Annotated in this window: 14 protein-coding genes and 1 pseudogene; 10 read left to right on the top strand and 5 right to left on the bottom strand. The window is 56.3% G+C overall.

What is annotated here, in order from left to right; genetic code table 11:
* Nucleotides 1-8: 8 nt before the first annotated feature.
* The 6 genes and pseudogenes from MJ122_RS23925 to MJ122_RS30185 all read left to right on the top strand — a co-directional run.
* A complete protein-coding gene (locus MJ122_RS23925; protein WP_239746258.1) occupies nt 9-1,220 on the top strand; it encodes an MFS transporter in 1,212 nt (403 codons plus the stop codon).
* Complete coding sequence (locus MJ122_RS23920; protein ID WP_239746257.1) at nt 1,217-1,657, top strand: cyclophilin-like fold protein; 441 nt, start codon at nt 1,217-1,219, stop codon at nt 1,655-1,657. Before MJ122_RS23925 ends, MJ122_RS23920 begins: the two co-directional genes overlap by 4 nt.
* Nucleotides 1,658-1,859: 202 nt before the next feature.
* On the top strand, nt 1,860-2,405 hold the full coding sequence (locus MJ122_RS23915) for a sigma-70 family RNA polymerase sigma factor (RefSeq protein WP_239746256.1): 546 nt from the start codon (nt 1,860-1,862) through the stop codon (nt 2,403-2,405).
* A complete protein-coding gene (locus MJ122_RS23910; RefSeq protein WP_239746255.1) occupies nt 2,402-3,376 on the top strand; it encodes a FecR family protein in 975 nt (324 codons plus the stop codon). Before MJ122_RS23915 ends, MJ122_RS23910 begins: the two co-directional genes overlap by 4 nt.
* 96 nt (nt 3,377-3,472) lie before the next feature.
* Nucleotides 3,473-5,896 (top strand): TonB-dependent siderophore receptor, encoded by a 2,424-nt coding sequence (locus tag MJ122_RS23905; protein ID WP_239746254.1) that lies wholly within the window; start codon nt 3,473-3,475, stop codon nt 5,894-5,896.
* A gap of 304 nt (nt 5,897-6,200) precedes the next feature.
* Nucleotides 6,201-6,302 (top strand): annotated as a pseudogene (locus tag MJ122_RS30185) (antitoxin, Phd family protein); the annotation flags it as partial.
* 217 nt (nt 6,303-6,519) lie between these two features.
* On the opposite strand, the gene MJ122_RS23895 reads toward MJ122_RS30185, so the two are convergent.
* The 5 genes from MJ122_RS23895 to MJ122_RS23880 form a co-directional block, all read right to left on the bottom strand.
* On the bottom strand, nt 6,520-6,894 hold the full coding sequence (locus tag MJ122_RS23895) for a hypothetical protein (protein WP_239746252.1): 375 nt from the start codon (nt 6,892-6,894) through the stop codon (nt 6,520-6,522).
* Nucleotides 6,895-6,925: 31 nt separating this feature from the next.
* Complete coding sequence (locus MJ122_RS23890) at nt 6,926-7,837, bottom strand: ATG16 family protein (protein WP_239746251.1); 912 nt, start codon at nt 7,835-7,837, stop codon at nt 6,926-6,928.
* Nucleotides 7,834-9,312 carry a GIY-YIG nuclease family protein gene (locus tag MJ122_RS23885; protein ID WP_239746250.1) on the bottom strand — a complete coding sequence of 493 codons (1,479 nt, stop codon included), beginning with the start codon at nt 9,310-9,312 and terminating at the stop codon, nt 7,834-7,836. The genes MJ122_RS23890 and MJ122_RS23885 overlap by 4 nt, the downstream gene beginning before the upstream one ends.
* 216 nt (nt 9,313-9,528) lie before the next feature.
* Nucleotides 9,529-9,663 (bottom strand): hypothetical protein, encoded by a 135-nt coding sequence (locus tag MJ122_RS30075; protein ID WP_275590808.1) that lies wholly within the window; start codon nt 9,661-9,663, stop codon nt 9,529-9,531.
* Nucleotides 9,664-9,781: 118 nt separating this feature from the next.
* Nucleotides 9,782-9,979 carry a hypothetical protein gene (locus tag MJ122_RS23880; protein WP_239746249.1) on the bottom strand — a complete coding sequence of 66 codons (198 nt, stop codon included), beginning with the start codon at nt 9,977-9,979 and terminating at the stop codon, nt 9,782-9,784.
* Between the two features lie 183 nt (nt 9,980-10,162).
* Between MJ122_RS23880 and MJ122_RS23875 the strand changes: the two genes are divergently transcribed.
* The 4 genes from MJ122_RS23875 to MJ122_RS23860 all read left to right on the top strand — a co-directional run bounded on the left by MJ122_RS23875 (nt 10,163) and on the right by MJ122_RS23860 (nt 15,897).
* The gene (locus MJ122_RS23875; protein ID WP_239746248.1) at nt 10,163-11,035 is read left to right on the top strand and encodes a WYL domain-containing protein; all 873 of its coding nucleotides are present in this window, start codon (nt 10,163-10,165) and stop codon (nt 11,033-11,035) included.
* A gap of 349 nt (nt 11,036-11,384) precedes the next feature.
* Entirely contained in the window at nt 11,385-12,197 is an 813-nt protein-coding gene (locus MJ122_RS23870; protein ID WP_239746247.1) for a hypothetical protein, read from the top strand.
* A gap of 826 nt (nt 12,198-13,023) precedes the next feature.
* A complete protein-coding gene (locus MJ122_RS23865) occupies nt 13,024-15,048 on the top strand; it encodes a DNA/RNA non-specific endonuclease (RefSeq protein WP_239746246.1) in 2,025 nt (674 codons plus the stop codon).
* A 93-nt stretch (nt 15,049-15,141) separates the two neighbouring features.
* Nucleotides 15,142-15,897, top strand: a complete 756-nt coding sequence (locus tag MJ122_RS23860; RefSeq protein WP_239746245.1) for a hypothetical protein — start codon at nt 15,142-15,144, stop codon at nt 15,895-15,897.
* The last annotated feature ends 6 nt before the right edge of the window (nt 15,898-15,903 follow it).

The raw sequence follows: 15,903 nt of genomic DNA, 5'->3' as shown, positions 1-15,903 counted from the left end.
TGGGCACCATGAAGACCCCACTTACCGCCCACGCTGACCAGCCACTGTCCCGCCCCAGTCACTGGGGCGGGGTGTTGGCGATGACGCTCTGCGTCTTTGCCCTGATCGCCTCGGAGTTCATGCCCGTCAGTCTGCTGACGCCGCTGGCAGTCGATCTGCATGTCAGCGAAGGCGCGGCAGGGCAAGGCATTGCCATCTCCGGTGCCTTTGCCGTGCTGACCAGCCTGTCGATCACCTGGCTGGCCGGTAGCATGGATCGCAAGACGCTCCTGCTTATCCTGACGAGCCTGATGGCAATCTCCGGTGCCGTTGTAGCGCTCGCACCGAGTTTCACCCTCTACATGGTCGGACGAGCGTTGATAGGTGTCGTCATTGGTGGCTTCTGGTCGATGTCAGCGGCCACGGCCATGCGTCTGGTGCCCGACGATCAGGTGCCCAAGGCGCTGGCCGTTTTCAATGGTGGTAACGCGCTGGCCACGGTGATCGCGGCGCCACTGGGCAGCTATCTGGGCACGATGGTCGGCTGGCGTGGCGCGTTTCTCTGCCTGGTGCCGGTAGCGGTCGTCGCACTGGTCTGGCAATGGATCAGCCTGCCCAGCATGCAGGCCCAGGAGCGGAAGCGAGCTGCGGGCAACGTTTTCAGGCTGCTTGGGACTCGTTCGGTGGCCCTCGGCATCGCGGCTTGCGGCGCCTTCTTCATGGGGCAGTTCGCGCTGTTCACCTACCTCAGACCGTTCCTGGAAACGGTGACGAAGGTCGATGCCACCATGCTATCGCTGCTCTTGCTGGTGATCGGCGTTGCCGGCCTGGGTGGGACGCTGTTGATCGGCGCCCTGCTGAAGAAAGGGCTGTATCGCACGCTGATGGCTATTCCGCTGCTGATGGCGGTGATTGCCCTCGCGCTGATCCCAGTCGGCAGCGCGGTCGTTCCGGTGGCGATCCTGCTGGGCCTGTGGGGACTGATGGCTACGGCAGCGCCTGTCGGCTGGTGGAGCTGGGTTGCCCAAGCGATGCCCAACGATGCCGAGGCCGGCGGTGGGCTGATGGTGGCAGTGGTGCAGCTTGCCATTGCCTCGGGCTCGATGCTGGGTGGCTGGCTGTTCGACCACAGCGGCTACCAGAGCACCTTTAATGCCAGTGCGGCCATTCTGCTGGTTGGCGCGGCCATGACGCTTATGGCCATGCGTGCACAACCAGGCCGGAGTCAGAAGTCTTCATGATCAGCCTGCATTTTTGCCGTGCGGGCGTCCGGCTCTGCCTGCTGATTATGCTCAGTGGCTGGGTAATTGCGGCGCCAAAGCCGAAGGAGGAACGTATGTGGATGACCGTTGGTGACCAGCGCTTCGCTATTACCCTGGACGATAGTGAGAGCGCTCGGGCACTCGTTAACTTATTGCCCCTGACCCTGGACATGACCGAGCTCAATGCCAATGAGAAGTACGCGAGCTTGCCGCAGCGGCTGCCAGCCCGTGCTGCGAGGCCTGGCACCATCCGCAATGGAGATCTGATGCTGTACGGCAACGATACGCTGGTGGTCTTCTACCAAACGTTTGAGTCAGCCTACGCTTACACCCGCCTGGGACAAGTCGATAGCCCCGATCAGCTTGTCGAGACTCTCGGGAAGGGGAATGTGTCGGTTCACTTTTCTGCGGACTAGGTACATCGGTCGGCCTGACGAATGTTTGCTACCTACCGGTTACTGCTGCTCATCAGTGGCAGCTAAGGGTCGATATCGGCCATCATTGGCGACGGCGATCGACCACTATCGGAAAGCCCAAAAGCGTCCCATCTCCCTAGCTCCAGCAATCGCTCTTCTTGCCGTCTGGATAGCGCCCGCTTAATATGAGATAGATTCTCATATGCAAGCCGTTATCACGCAAGGATTCGCGTTGACCTCCCCGCCCGCTCCCAGCGTCCATCACGCCGACATCCACTCGCTGTATCTCGATCACCACGCCTGGTTACTCGGCTGGCTGCGCAAGCGCCTGCGCCACGCGGACAATGCAGCCGACCTGGCCCATGACACTTTTGTCCACCTGCTCGGCAAGCCAACGCAACTGCAGGAAGTCAGGCAGCCACGTGCTTGGCTGAGCGTCGTCGCCCGCGGCTTGCTGATCGACCGGGTGCGTCGTCAGCGCGTCGAGCAGGCCTATCTGGAAGCCATTGCCCATCTCCCCGAAGCGGAGATGCCCTCCCCGGAGTCGCAGTTGATCCTGCTGGAGACCCTCGCGCGAATCGATGCGGTACTGGATGGCCTGGCGCCGAAGGTACGTAACGCGTTTCTGCTGTCACGGCTTGAGGGCCTGGGCTACAAAGAGATAGCCGAGCGCCTGAACGTGAGTCTGAGCTCGGTGGAGAAGTACATGGCCACCGCCATTCGCCACTGCTTTCTGGCACAGCAATGAGCACCACGGAATTGCCGGATGCAGTACTCGACCAGGCCATCGGCTGGCTGGTGCGTCTGAAATCGGGCTATGCGGACGAGCAAACGCAGACGGCCTGCCTGCTCTGGCGGCAGGCAGATCCGATTCACGAAACCGCCTGGCGAGCCTTGCAGTCCAGCGACTCGTCCTTCGGACGCATGGCTGAACTACCCGGCGGTGTCGCACTGGACATCCTGCAACGCCTGCAGGGCAAGCGTCACGGCCGCCGCCAGGCACTCAAGGTGCTGGGCTTTGGCGTGGCAATCGGCAGCCTCAGTGGCTGGGGACTGCGTGAGCGCCCGCTAGCAACCTGGGGGGCGGACTACGTCACCGGTGTTGGTGAGCGTCAGCAGTTCCTCCTGAGCGACGGCACTCGTCTGCAGCTCAATACCTCCAGCGCGGTGGACGTGCGCTTCACCGCACAGCGCCGGACGATCGCATTGCTGCGCGGCGAGATCTTCATCGACTCGGGCAAGGACAGCGAGGCACCGGCGGGTTATCGCAGCCTATGGGTGGAGAGCCGCCATGCTCGACTGCAGGCCATCGGCACCGCCTTTGCAGTGCGCGATGAAGCCGAAGGAACGCGTTTGCGGGTCGAGGACGGGATCGTCGCTATCCATCGCGCAGACGCACAGCCGATCCGGGTGTTGGCGGGCGAGGAATACCTGATCCTAGGTTCAGGCACTCGACAGGTCGAACAAAGCACCATGAATGCCAGCGCCTGGACACGCGGCCAGCTTGTGGCGAAGCGCATGCGCATGGCCGACCTGATCAAGGAGCTAGGGCGCTATCGCCAGGGATGGCTCAGCTGCGACCCGTCGATTGCTGCGCTGGAGGTCTCCGGCGTATTCCAGCTCGACAGCATCGATGACGTCCTCGACGCCCTCGCCGATTCGATGCCGCTGCGCGTCCAGCGCTTCACGCCGCTGTGGATTCGCATCGTCGCTCGCTGAGCTCAATGCAAAAAATTCTCGATAACGATTACGGTTTTTTCCGAGCCCTTCGGCAGACAGGAAAACACACTGCCATTGCCAAGGAGCTTGTTGTCCATGCCATCCCATTCCTCGCCGTCGCGCGCATTGCGTTGCACCACCCTCGCCCTCACCCTTCGCGGCATTCTCCTCAGCAGCACCGCCGTCGTGTCACTGGCCAGCATCGGCGTGCACGCTGATCAAAACGGGACTCATCGCTACGACCTACACGCCGGCGCGCTGGAGGATTCTCTGAACGGGTTTGCCCAGGCTGCCGGGATCACGCTGCCTTTCGATCCATCACTGACCCAGGGCAAGCAGGCGCCAGCGCTGCGTGGAGAATTCGACGTACAGAGTGGCCTGGATCAGCTGCTGAGCGGCAGTGGGCTGGCAGCTCGAAGGAGCGCCGGCGGCAATTGGCTGATCCAGCCCATTCCCGCCGCCGAAGGTGCCCTGGAAATGGATCCTCTGACTATCTCGGGGTTGTCCCCGGGGTCGGTGACCGAAGGCACCGGCTCCTACACCACCGGCAGCTCCAGCACCGCAACGAAGCTGAACCTCTCGCTGCGGGAAACGCCACAGTCGGTCAGCGTCGTCACGCGCCAGCAAATGGACGATCAGAATATGCAGTCTCTGGAGGACGTTGCCAGGGCTGCCACCGGCATCAGCACAGCCAAGGACTTTGGCACCGAGCGCTCGCGTTACTTTTCTCGTGGATTCCAGGTAAACGACCTGCAATACGACGGCGTGCCAACGAGTATTTCCGAGAGTTACTCGATGGATGTGACCTCGGTGAACAACATGGCAATCTACGACCGTGTAGAGTTCGTTCGCGGCGCAAACGGTCTGATGCAGGGGGCTGGCAACCCCTCGGCAGCCATCAACCTGGTGCGTAAGCGCCCAACGGACACCTACAAGTTCAAAGCCGAAATCGGCGCTGGCTCCTGGGACAACTACCACAGCCAGATCGACGTGGGCGGGCCGTTGAACGAACAGGGAACACTGCGCGCCAGAGCAGTGCTGCTGTACAACGCCGGCAACAGTTTTGTAGATCGCGCTGACAAAGAGAACCAGCTCTTTTACGCCATTGGTGAAGCCGACTTGAGCGAAGCCACTACCGTAAGTCTGGGTACCGTGCTGCAAAAGGATTATCACGGTGGCTATGACTGGGGCGGTCTTCCCACGCAACTCAATGGCAGCTTCTATCCACTGTCGCGCTCCAGCTCCTTTGCGCCGAGCTGGGCCCACCTGAACAAAATAAATCGCACCGTATTCGCAGACATCAAGCATGCCTTCAACGATGACTGGAAGCTGACGGTCAATACCAACCTGACCTGGTCAAATGCAGATTTCCTTGGGCTCTACGGCAACAACATTGGTAATGACCAGTTCCGCCTGTTCACCAACGACACCAAATACGACGACGAGCAAATCAGCCTCGATGCGGCGCTGAACGGCGCGTTCTACCTGCTTGGCCAACGCCACGAACTGGTGTTCGGCGCTAACGCACGCAAGGATCGCTTCATCAACGAATCGCGCTACAACAACAACCCAAGCGTGGTCGAGATTCTTGATTTCGCCCCTTCGCAAGTGGCCTCGCCCACCTATGGCTATGAGCGCATCCAGTACCGTAACGTGCGCAAGGACAAGGGAGTGTATGCCGCCACCCGGTTGAACCCCACCGACGACCTGCATGTGATCCTTGGTAGCCGCTTCAGCTGGGTCGACTACGCCTCTGCCGACTATGACGACCGCTTCAAGGAAGACGGAAAAGTCATTCCCTACGCCGGTGTCGTCTATGACCTGACTGACAGCGCCTCGGTCTACGCTAGCTACACCGAGATCTATCAGGTTCAAAACAACTACGACATTGACAACAAGCTGCTCGACCCGATCACTGGCAGTAACTACGAAGTAGGCCTCAAGAACGAGTTCTACAACGGGCTGCTCAATACCTCGCTGGCGATTTTCCAGGTCGACCAGAGCCATATGCCCCAGGCGGTTACCGGTGCGGCACGTATTTGCGGGCCGGGGCGTACCTCAACCTGCTATGAGGAAGGTGGCAAAGTACGCAATCGCGGTTTCGAGGCTGAGGTGTCTGGCGAGATTCTCAAGGGTTGGAATGCGGTAGTGGGCTACACCTACAGCCACCCCGAGTATGTGGCCGGATCCCGCAAGGGTACTGATTACGCAACTGAAACCGCCCCCCAGCGGTTGTTCAAACTGGCGAGCAGTTATCGTCTGCCTGGAGAGTTGAGCGACTGGCGCGTGGGCGGCGACCTCTACCATCAGAGCAAGGTCTACCTGGGCAACGTGGAGCAAGGCGCTTACAACCTAGTCGGTCTGAACGCCAACTACCAGATCAACGGCAACCTGAGTGCGCAACTGAATCTCAACAACGTGTTCGACAAGAAATACTACGCCTCGATCTACAACTCGAACCTGGGCAATTACTACGGCGAGCCGCGTAATTTCGCCGTCACACTGCGATACGAGAACTGAGTGGGTCTAGCCTCGCCGTAGCTTTGGGGGTTGCGGCGAGATCAGGCGAACATCGAAAACCCGGACAACAAACTCTATGTCAGTCGATGCAGCGGCGCCTGGGAGTACACCTATGGCCAAGGTCGAACCGTGACAGCGAATCTCACCTACGATTGGTAACGAACCCAGATTCACCGTCATCGCAACGGACACGCCGGTTGGCCTAACGCGAGACGAGCTGCTGAAACAGCTATTCGGGTATAGCATCGTCAGCCAAACGATCGTGGGCCTATACGGCCATTGAGGAGACGTCGTGGAAATAGATCAACAGGAAGCCCAGGCACTCCTACAGCTCCTGGAACTGAGCGACAAGGAAATACAGGACGGAAAGTTCACCGATGCAATGGCCTTTCTGGACGAGATGGACGATCCAGACAGTAACGAATCGCTAGCTGGCACTGCCGTGGGCATGTCGGTACCCAAAGCGTAGCCGCAGCGTACAGCCACGAGGATGGCAATTTCAGGGGATGCCTGCCCTCAGCGACAACCGACCTCCAACGGATTGACGAGATAGAGCGATAGCAAACGCCGGAGAGACAGGGAGTGCTCGAAAACCGAACCTCCCAATGCCTTCAGACGTCTCGCTAGCTTTGCCCCACGAGCCCATCGACTGCTTCACAGAACTCCAGCGCCGCTGCTGTATTTGCCTTAGAGACAAATTTTCTGTCACTCAGCAAGCGCGACTTGATCTGGGGATCCGTTCTCAGGATGTACTCGAAGAACTGCCTGTCCTCCGATCGCCCTTCAGACGCTGACCAGAGAAACAAGACTGTAAGATCTCTGACCGCTAAACCTCCACCAGTCTTCTCAAACTCTTCGTTCTGGAGGCGATCATAATTCCGGCCGTACCCCCGGGCTTTCGTCTCCTCCCAAGCTCGAAGCTTCTGCTGCAACCTAGCCTCATCAGCTGCGTCGTTTATGGCATCTGCCGCCTTTGAAAGCCAACCGCGGATTCCCATTTAACTCACCTCTCCTTCACAACAAAATTGACTACCGCAGGGCAAATACCAAGCTAGCGGCCGAGGCGAGAACCGCCAAAAGCGGCAGGAGGTTTCGCAGCACAAGCGACTTGATTGATCTCGAGTCATCCAACACCTTTTCCATCGATCCAACGCGATCAGCCAGCACTCCTTGCTCTTGCCCAAGCAATCGAATGGTCTTATCCAGCCGACCCAGTTGTAGCGTCAATGCCTCTGTCTCGGCGGCCTGCGCATCGTGGCGCTTGGCACTGAATCGAAGGAGCTCGTCTCGCTCGGCAAGAGCGCTCCGAAGTGCATCAATCGTCTTCTGCTGTTGCTCCACCATGCGGCTCACTTGAATCGACGCCGACTCGAGCTCGCTGACCCTTTCGTCGCGCCGTTCATTCAAAGACACCGTGTCAGCTTCAAAGCGATCGAGGTGCTCCAGCTTCTTCTGATGGCTCTCAACGATTTCCTGCTGCTCGAGCTGAGCGCGCACCTGATCACTGAGCTCCGAAACGATTGCGATAGCCGCTTCGCGCTGATTTGAGTCCAACGTTGCGGAGTCGCTTTGTAGGTCTGCGATCTTGTCAACGAGGCTTCGGTGGAAGTCTCGGAGATGCCGGTTCTTGGTGTTCTGCACCCGCATAACCATCTGCAGGATGCCTTGAGTGATCTCCATGCTGGAGCCAAGATCACCAACCATTTCAGCAAGCTCTTTATCATTGCGGCCCGTTACGCCGCCGATAAAGTTTTGAAAGCCTCCCCTCCCCCTCAACGCTTCAGCTAGCGTCTGCGTATTTTTTGACCTAGCGAGAGCATCCTTGAGGTCATCCAGACGCTTATCGAATTCTCGATAGAAGCTCAAAAAGTCACTATCAGACTCAGCAGGCAGAACCTCACGAGCGACGATCTGCCCCACTACAACCTCTCCCACGATCACGCTCCTTTTCCTGGGATCGTTCTAAGCAATGATTTGATATCAAATGCGGCTACAGGCTCGTGCGTAGAAAGCACGGCGGTCTGTTCACGCATTTCGTAGACCAACTCACCGGTTCCCTCCACATATCCTTCAAACTCCAGCACCAACCGATGGTTGCGCTCAGAAACGATCAACAGCTGCTCACACGCCTGGAGCCGAGCCTGCAGAGCCTCCTTGTGCATGCTCTTGCAACTGATGAGCAGCTCGACAACCTTCGGTACCACGCCCTGCAAATAGTGGCTGGAAATACCGAAGCCTATCGCAGTGATTGCAGCCGCTAGGTATGGGGCAACCGGGCCAACGAAAGGAAGGAGCTGCGACTCGATCACCGGATCCAACGCATTCCAGATCACCGCCGATCCACTAACCACTACGGTCTCCGTGATCTTTTGGATGAGCTCCTCAGTGCTCATGGTCTCCGCGCCCTTGTAGAGATTCCATGCGCTGTTAGCGAGATCCAGGATATTCCGAGCCAGCATGTAGACTTGGCTGATCGCCTTGGAGAGCGCGTTCACGATGAACTCGAACACCCCCTCAAGGATTTTCAGCGGTTGGCTGATGATGTTCTTCAATACAGACCAAATGCTCTGAAAGAAGCGCGTCACTCGATCCATTAGCTTAGTGACGCCCCCCTTCAGAACGTCGACCAGCTCGAACTTGAGGGCCTTTAGCATTGCCGCCGAGAGCTGCTCCAGAACGAGCCAGCCAGAGTTCGAAAGAGCCTCTGTCGCTGCCCCCATTGCAAGCTTGGCAGTGCTGCCCGACGAATCCTTGATCTTTTTTGCCTCGATGTTGGAGCGCGTACCTTGCTCGGTTTTCAGCTCCTCTCTGCTATTGATGAGCGGCCCGTTCGGCTGCACGCCCTCAGAGCGAATGAGGTGGGCTTCAACAGCTGCAGCCGTCTCCGCCGAGTCCATGACTATAAAGCGGACGGTGCAGCCGTCTTTGAACTCATCTGCTAGCTTGTACGGCTCTCCGTTGCGCTCTCCCTGGCGATACTCGTTCATATGGCCTGCGTGCCAACGCTTTTGGAGGTTAGCGCTGTCGCCTACGTAAACCGGCTTATTCGACGCATCGTAGACAACATAGACACCCGGGGTGTTGGGCATGTCTTTCAGACCTTCCGCTACGCCGTCTTTGACCCGGAATTCGCCATCAAACTGCATCGTGCTCAGCGAAGAGATGCCTCGAGTTAAGCTCTTCGTGATCACCTCCCGCCAGGCTATGCCGCGGTTGGCCACGGCCATAACGCTTTCCGCTGAAACTGCATCCAGGGTGTCGGAGACGGTCGAGCCCACATCCACAGTTTTCGCATTTGGACGCGAGTTTTTCTTGTTGCGGTAACCAGCCACCAGCTTTCGATTCACGTTATCGATTGCTTGATCGACGATGGCGTTGGCCAGGGGGGAAAGTTCGTACACTTCCATTGCGTCCATCCAAATCTCCTTGCAAACGCACTTCAACGCTGACGACCGATCCTCACCGAGGAATTGAGCTGTGTTCAATCAACGGCATGAACGGATCTGCTGAGCCTGCTCTGAATGCCCCTCCTGATCATCAAGGGGCCCATAATGCGAGGCTGTCTAATCCAAAGGCGTCTGATGCTATCGATACAGATAGCTTTTAGCCACTACAAATATCTACTTGGGTACCTACGGTGAAACACCTGCGCTAGAGCCGGGCGCTCGTTCTTCTTGAGCCCGCTTGAGTTCCTTGTATTCCCGATAGAGCTCATATCCCCGCTTCAGCACCACAACCAAGCCAACAGCAGCCAAAACGTTCTTCATGACATCCACCTTCTTCCTTTGAGTGAATGGCGGCGCACACGCAAATTGGCGGCCACCATATGTAAACTATTGCGTCATATCGTTTAATATTTCATACCAAGCCGAGACACCATTTTCTCTAGCTTTCTACGCCTTTGAGCAATGTGATTTGACGCTCCAACTGCTCTACATGAAACCGCTCGGCTCTGAGCGCAGCCTGCAGCTCCAACAGATCAGAAGCCTGACGTGCGCAGTGGCGGCGCTCAGCCTCCAGCTGTTGCCAGAGAAAGCCAGCGCGGTCTTTGAGAGTGTCGTAACGCAGCCAGAACATGATCACGAGACCTAATCCAGCGAGTACGACTGCGAGCGCAAGGCCTACCAAGCACCAGACCAACATCAGAAAATCCACGTCCCTGCCTCTCTAGTTCGCTTGGTCGATGCAGAAACGATATGTAGACTTTGATTGCATATCTAGATTGTCTACATGTACAGGTAAACAAAATGAGCACATGGAGCGGCGATGAAGCGCACACAATCGATTGAAGGAGTACGCTGGGATCTAGCACTTCGGTATCGCTTGATCGAGACCATCGCCTGGTGGGAAGGCCGCTTGACCACAGGCCATCTGATGCAGAGCTTTGGGATCAGCCGCCAGCAAGCCTCGAAAGACATCAATACCTATATCAACGAGCATGCCCCTCAAAACTTGACGTATGACCGGCATTTGAAGGGGTACGTACCCTCCCTCAGTTTTCGACCACTCTTCATCGACGGTAGCGCCAGTGCCTATCTCCACCTTCTTGACCAGAACAAGCAAAAGGAGCCGCACATTGAGGGGCTAGCGCTCGCATACGCTCATACAGAAGTGCTCAAGGTGCCGGATCGATCTGTACGACCTGAAGTACTGCGCCCTTTGCTAAAAGCTTGCAGGGAGGGCCTTAGGTTGGAGTGCGAGTACGTATCACTAGCCAACCCCAAACCTGAAACGCGCTTAATCGCCCCACACACGCTTGTCTACACGGGTATGCGGTGGCACGCCCGGGCCTTCTGCGAAAAGAACCTGGACTACCGGGACTTTGTTCTTAGTCGATTCCGGGATCAGCCTGACGTCCTCGACACCTCCAACTATCTCCGAGACCAGGATGCGGACTGGCTGGCTGAAGTCGACGTGATCATAGAGCCCGATCCGCGCCTCAAGCCTGACCAGCGAAAAATTATTGAGGTGGATTACGGCATGCAGGATGGGAGCTTGGTGATCCCGAGCCGCGGAGCGCTTGTTCAGTACGTTCTACAGCGCTACCAGATTGACCCAAACAAGGTGCAAGCCAAAGCTGCCGCTCAACAGATTGTGGCGGCGAATCTGGACGAACTACGGCAGTGGATCTATCAGTAAACGGGCTTGAGCTAGCCCCTCTCACCAAAGCGCCGGGTGAGGCTTTGGGGCGGCCCCCTCCCTGATTCAGATGTTCAGCATGGAGCCAGAAGAGGCTTGTGGAAGATCCCCATTCCTGCAGGCTCACGTTCACGCTGTGAATCGAAGCACTGCATAGCAGACTATTGCCTTGGTCAAACTCACCTCAGACAACGGGGCTGATAGTGACTGCGTAGCCCTTCATCTAGGGCATTTTCGTGTGGCCCCGGCGAGGTATCTTTCCTATCGCGGCGAGTCCTTTCATAGATACCGACAGACTCACCTGGGCTCCGTAAGCTCAATGCTCCCGTCCCTACCTCAGGTGAGTCAAATGGCAAAGGCACCATCCCTGCCCGTTCAAATCTGTGAAGACATCCTTCGAAAAGACCTCGAGTACAACCGCGAGCACAACAACATTTGGCCCAGCGCGAACCGCATCATCGAAGGGATGCTCGCACGACGCCATGAGCTCACAGATGCCTATGAGGAGCTGTACTCACTGTTTGGCGAGAAGCCCGGCGCGCTCAAGGCTTTCCTAGAGGAGCTGAGCTACACACCGGTCTTGTACAGCGAGGCGAAAATCAGCAAGGCAAGACAGGATCGTAAGGATCTTCTAAACATCAACACTCGCATCGCCGAGCTGTCCAAAGCCCTTGCTGAGCTGCTCGCGAAGCGCCAGGAGCTACAGGACACCTCTGACTTCCGAAGCGAAACCCTCTATCACATCCTCGATGCTATCCACCTCGCAGCCAAACAGACAAAACACTACGAATTCCAGTGGCATGTGCAGGAGCACATAGAGTCTCTCCAGGGGCAATTTGACTTGAAGTACTGGCCAGCATTGGCTGCCGTCATAGATGCCATTGGCGCCGATGCAAGAAACGCAGAGGTATCGGCCTCTGACTCGGGAACAGAGGCCGCCACTCAAAGCCCGCGTCCAGGGCTGTCGGACTTCGTAAGGGCCTTCATGGAAAAACTGAAAAAGAACACCGATATCCCCAAGCGAACTCCAGTCTCCGACAGCACCCTGGCGTCATTAATCAACTGCGCTCTGGAACTGGATGCAGAGAGGCTGCTGGACGCGGATTACATCAAGTCATTCCGTCAGCGTGAACGAGGAAAAAATCAAGTGCCTAAGGCCTGAACTCGTTGAATTTCGTGCAGCCTTCTTGCCCTACAAGCGACGCCTTCATCTTTCACGTAGGGCCGTAGCCATCAAAAAATCGCCACCTTCCACGTAGTGGGCTAATTGCTCTTGGAAGCGATTCAGGAGCCGCACTCATCAGTCTCCGGAGACGTCTCCACAGAAGGGCGTCATGGTGGCTTCTTAAAAATGCTTAGCCGCAGCCTACGGCTGCGAATAGAGCGACTTCATAGGTACGGTCTCAGCCCATCACCAAACCATTTCCACAATCCACGTAACAGGCCGAAAATCCTTAACCGCTGAACTAGAGCAGACGTCGCCGACCAACATGATTCTTGGTCAGGGCTCTGGATTTTCTTTTGGCCTCAAATATAAGAACTCCGTCGCGAAGAAAATTTTTCAAGGGTCGCTTTCTAAAAAAATTTCAAACGATCGTTTGATAGCGGCTGCGTAACTCTTTCTCGGAACCATAGACGCTCCGTCGGAACAGCTATCTCAGAGGTGCCCTCTGGCCATTTTTAAGCCGGCCCAAGAGCAGAATGTGAGCAGGGTCAGGGGCGAGATATCAACCGCAAGATCAGCTCGGACACAACAGTTTCGCCAAGCCTCACTGTGTCATTTTCTGGTGCACCATCCTTCACATGAATGAAGACGCCCTCCAACCGAAATGCGAATTTGGGGTGTGCGGTAGCAAGGTCATCACCGCCCCTCGCGCCAGTTCTAGAGCTTATTCGAAGCGGGCCTAAGTCTCGTCCTTCGCTCGACTACGCTCTGCTGGCTGCGTTGAACCGCCGCAAATGGATTGCCTAAGGCAAGGAGGGGAAAAATGCGCATGACCACAGAGGAGCAGTTGGAGAAAAGCAAGAGCCGTACTCCCCAGGTATTGAAAAACATCGAGGTCAAACAGGAGCTGGGATTTCCGACAACTCAGCTACTCCGTAGACACATATCAGATACGAGGAAAAGCTTTCTTTTTGCTGGTGGAGCCAAGCCATCTGACACAGAGTTTGAGCGAATACTCGGCACCAACGACCTAGTCGACGAGTTTTTCTTTGAGCGCGCGCTGCTTGCAGGAAGGCCTGTCTGCCGCATACAGCTAAGAGATGATTTTGGTGCTACGAAAGGCTGGGCGACCGGATTCATGGTATCTCCGCGCTTGATGCTAACGAACCATCACGTTTTCGCCGAAGCTGGCGATGCCGCTCCCAGCCTCGCGGAGTTTAACTATCGATTGGGAATTGCCGGACAACCCGAGCAGTCGCATAAATTCAAGCTTCGCCCCGACTTGTATTTCCACGCGAACCCAGACCTGGACTACGCCATCGTTGCCGTCGAAACGGAGTCACTGGATGGAGCAGCCAAGCTTTCCTCTTTCGGATTCCACCGTCTACTCGCACGCGCTGGAAAAGTTGTCGAAAAGGAATGGTTGAGCATCGTCCAGCACCCTGGTGGCGCATTCCGTCAATGGGCAATCCGAGAGAATCAGTGCATCGACGCGTCCGATCCAAACTTCCTTTGGTACATGAGTGACACAGCTCCCGGCTCCAGCGGCGCGGCAGTCCTTAACGACAGCTTCCAAGTGGTGGCACTTCATCATTCGGGCAAAGCGCAGCAGGACGCAGATGGTCGTTACGTCCTCAAAGATGGCAACAAGACTGACTCGCTGGCTGGAGTAGATGAAGACCTAATTATCTGGATCGCTAACGAGGGAGTTCGGATTAGCAGTATTTGCGCCTCGCTTCTAGCAGACGCGAAAAAAGACGAATTCTTCCCCGAGCTACAAGCTGCAATGGAAGGTGGTGATGTGCTCTCCACCGCCTACAGCCGGAGCAACGCTGGCGAAAAGGTAATGGCTCCGGCAGGGCCGGCAAGCGCGCAAATTAATGCTGGACGACTAGAGATTGGAACATTGGTTCTCGAGCTAAATGACACTGATGGAGTGAGGACTGTCCTCTCATCCTCACTGCTAGGCGGGGCATTCGAAGGGCTTAAAGAGCCGATAGTTGATCGTGATTACACCAATCGCACTGGATTTAATACCAGTTTCCTAGATGTGCCCACTCCCCTTCCAGATCTCGTTGACAAGAAGAAAGCAGCGACGATGGTGCACTCCTCTGAGTATCTGATTCCTTATGAACACTTCACCGTCGTCCTGCACGCAGAAAGAAAACTACCGATCTTCACCGCCTCCAACGTGGATTGGAGCAAATCAGCAAGAACACCTGATCCGAGCCAAGCCTATGCCAGGAAGCCGCTGGGTGGGTTGGGAAAAAATGATCAGGAGAAATGGGTGCTGGATACCCGAATCGCTGCAGAGCATCAGATCCCTGATAGCTTCTACACGAACGATAACCAAGCGTTCGACAAGGGGCATTTAGTGCGTCGGGACGACGTATGTTGGGGTAGCGAGTACTCGGAAATTCGGCGTGCCAACGGTGACACGTATCACGTCACCAATTGCTCACCTCAAGTTAAGAGCTTCAATCGATCTACAGATGCCGGCATTTGGGGGCAGCTCGAAAATCTGATTGGCGGGCAATCCGGAGCGGGACGACTGTGTATTTTTGCGGGCCCGATCCTTGCTGATGAGGACGAGGTTTTTGAAGGCACCGAAAAGATCAAAATTCCCTCTCGCTACTGGAAAGTCATTTGCGCAATCAGCGAGGGAGAGTTAAAGGTCTACCCGTTCCTCTTGGAGCAAGAATTGGCACCCAAGCTGTTCGAGTTCTCCGTGCCGCCAGAATGGAAAATCCACATGACTAGCCTTGAGGCGCTGCAGAAGATCATCCGTCTGCTGGAGTTCCCTGCTGTCTATCACAACGCAGATCAGGGAAAGAACCTCTCTCCATAGCGCAGAGCCGAGTCGTTCGCGGAGCTGTTTCGGCCACAGCCAGGTTTGGCCTAGCTGTGGCCATCCGGCCTCAGACCGCAGGATTTGCGGAGCATGGTGGCACAACATCCTCATCTTGCTTCTAGTCCCTTCTCCTACTGCCATATCGACGAGATCGATGAAATGAGTAAGCGCTGGCGAGTGACTGTAGATTGGAGTGGCCCTCAGGCCGCCCTTGATCACTTCATGGATCGAGCCGACACCGGCCTCCTTCAAGACGGCAGCGAATTGGTGGTAAACCCGGTTGAATTTCAAGAGTGCTCGAACGCCGGCGCTGTCAACTTGCTTGCCATTCAAATCATCCAGAAATCGATGCTCGTAGCTGCTTTTTTGAGCCCAGGGCTAAGCCTCAGAATCAAAGCCATCGAAGACCTGGCAGCTGGAACGCCATCAGCCCAATATGTGTTTGCCGATGCGATCGACGGACTGGGTATCTCGAGCTTTTTCTACGCAGAGGCCTACGACGCTGAAGGCAACAAGATTCCGCCAGCACGATGGCCGCGGCATGTGCTCGCTCAGCCTGTGGTCAGTCATGCCTTAGAAATCCTCGCCAATTTACGAAAGGGCGATTGGGCAGGGTTGTTTAAAGTCATTGAGCTCATTCAGGATGACAGAGCGCCATTGGCCGAATGGCAGATGAAAACCAAGCTAGAGAAAATCAGCCATTACGCCAATAGCCCAGCCGCTGCCGGCAAAGGGGCCCGCCATGCCGTGCAGAAAGGCTCGGCACCGTCCAAAAAAATGACTTATGAAGAGGCATCCAACACTGTTCGAGAGGCTGTTTATCGGTGGATAGACTGGAAGTGCTGAGCAACC

Origin of the sequence: Pseudomonas sp. DP-17 (assembly GCF_022380625.1) — a bacterium.
GTDB classification, from domain to species: domain Bacteria; phylum Pseudomonadota; class Gammaproteobacteria; order Pseudomonadales; family Pseudomonadaceae; genus Pseudomonas; species Pseudomonas nitroreducens_A.
The sequence above is the reverse complement of the archived record's forward strand: the minus strand, read 5'-3'. Positions and strand labels throughout refer to the sequence as shown.

Bases quoted from the DNA above. Each gene is read 5' to 3' on its own strand.
- MJ122_RS23925 (WP_239746258.1), top strand. From the start codon at position 9: ATGAAGACCCCACTTACCGCCCACGCTGACCAGCCACTGTCCCGCCCC.
- MJ122_RS23920 (WP_239746257.1), top strand. From the start codon at position 1,217: ATGATCAGCCTGCATTTTTGCCGTGCGGGCGTCCGGCTCTGCCTGCTG.
- MJ122_RS23915 (WP_239746256.1), top strand. From the start codon at position 1,860: ATGCAAGCCGTTATCACGCAAGGATTCGCGTTGACCTCCCCGCCCGCT.
- MJ122_RS23910 (WP_239746255.1), top strand. From the start codon at position 2,402: ATGAGCACCACGGAATTGCCGGATGCAGTACTCGACCAGGCCATCGGC.
- MJ122_RS23905 (WP_239746254.1), top strand. From the start codon at position 3,473: ATGCCATCCCATTCCTCGCCGTCGCGCGCATTGCGTTGCACCACCCTC.
- MJ122_RS23895 (WP_239746252.1), bottom strand. From the start codon at position 6,894: ATGGGAATCCGCGGTTGGCTTTCAAAGGCGGCAGATGCCATAAACGAC.
- MJ122_RS23885 (WP_239746250.1), bottom strand. From the start codon at position 9,312: ATGGACGCAATGGAAGTGTACGAACTTTCCCCCCTGGCCAACGCCATC.
- MJ122_RS30075 (WP_275590808.1), bottom strand. From the start codon at position 9,663: ATGAAGAACGTTTTGGCTGCTGTTGGCTTGGTTGTGGTGCTGAAGCGG.
- MJ122_RS23875 (WP_239746248.1), top strand. From the start codon at position 10,163: ATGAAGCGCACACAATCGATTGAAGGAGTACGCTGGGATCTAGCACTT.
- MJ122_RS23870 (WP_239746247.1), top strand. From the start codon at position 11,385: ATGGCAAAGGCACCATCCCTGCCCGTTCAAATCTGTGAAGACATCCTT.
- MJ122_RS23865 (WP_239746246.1), top strand. From the start codon at position 13,024: ATGCGCATGACCACAGAGGAGCAGTTGGAGAAAAGCAAGAGCCGTACT.
- MJ122_RS23860 (WP_239746245.1), top strand. From the start codon at position 15,142: ATGGTGGCACAACATCCTCATCTTGCTTCTAGTCCCTTCTCCTACTGC.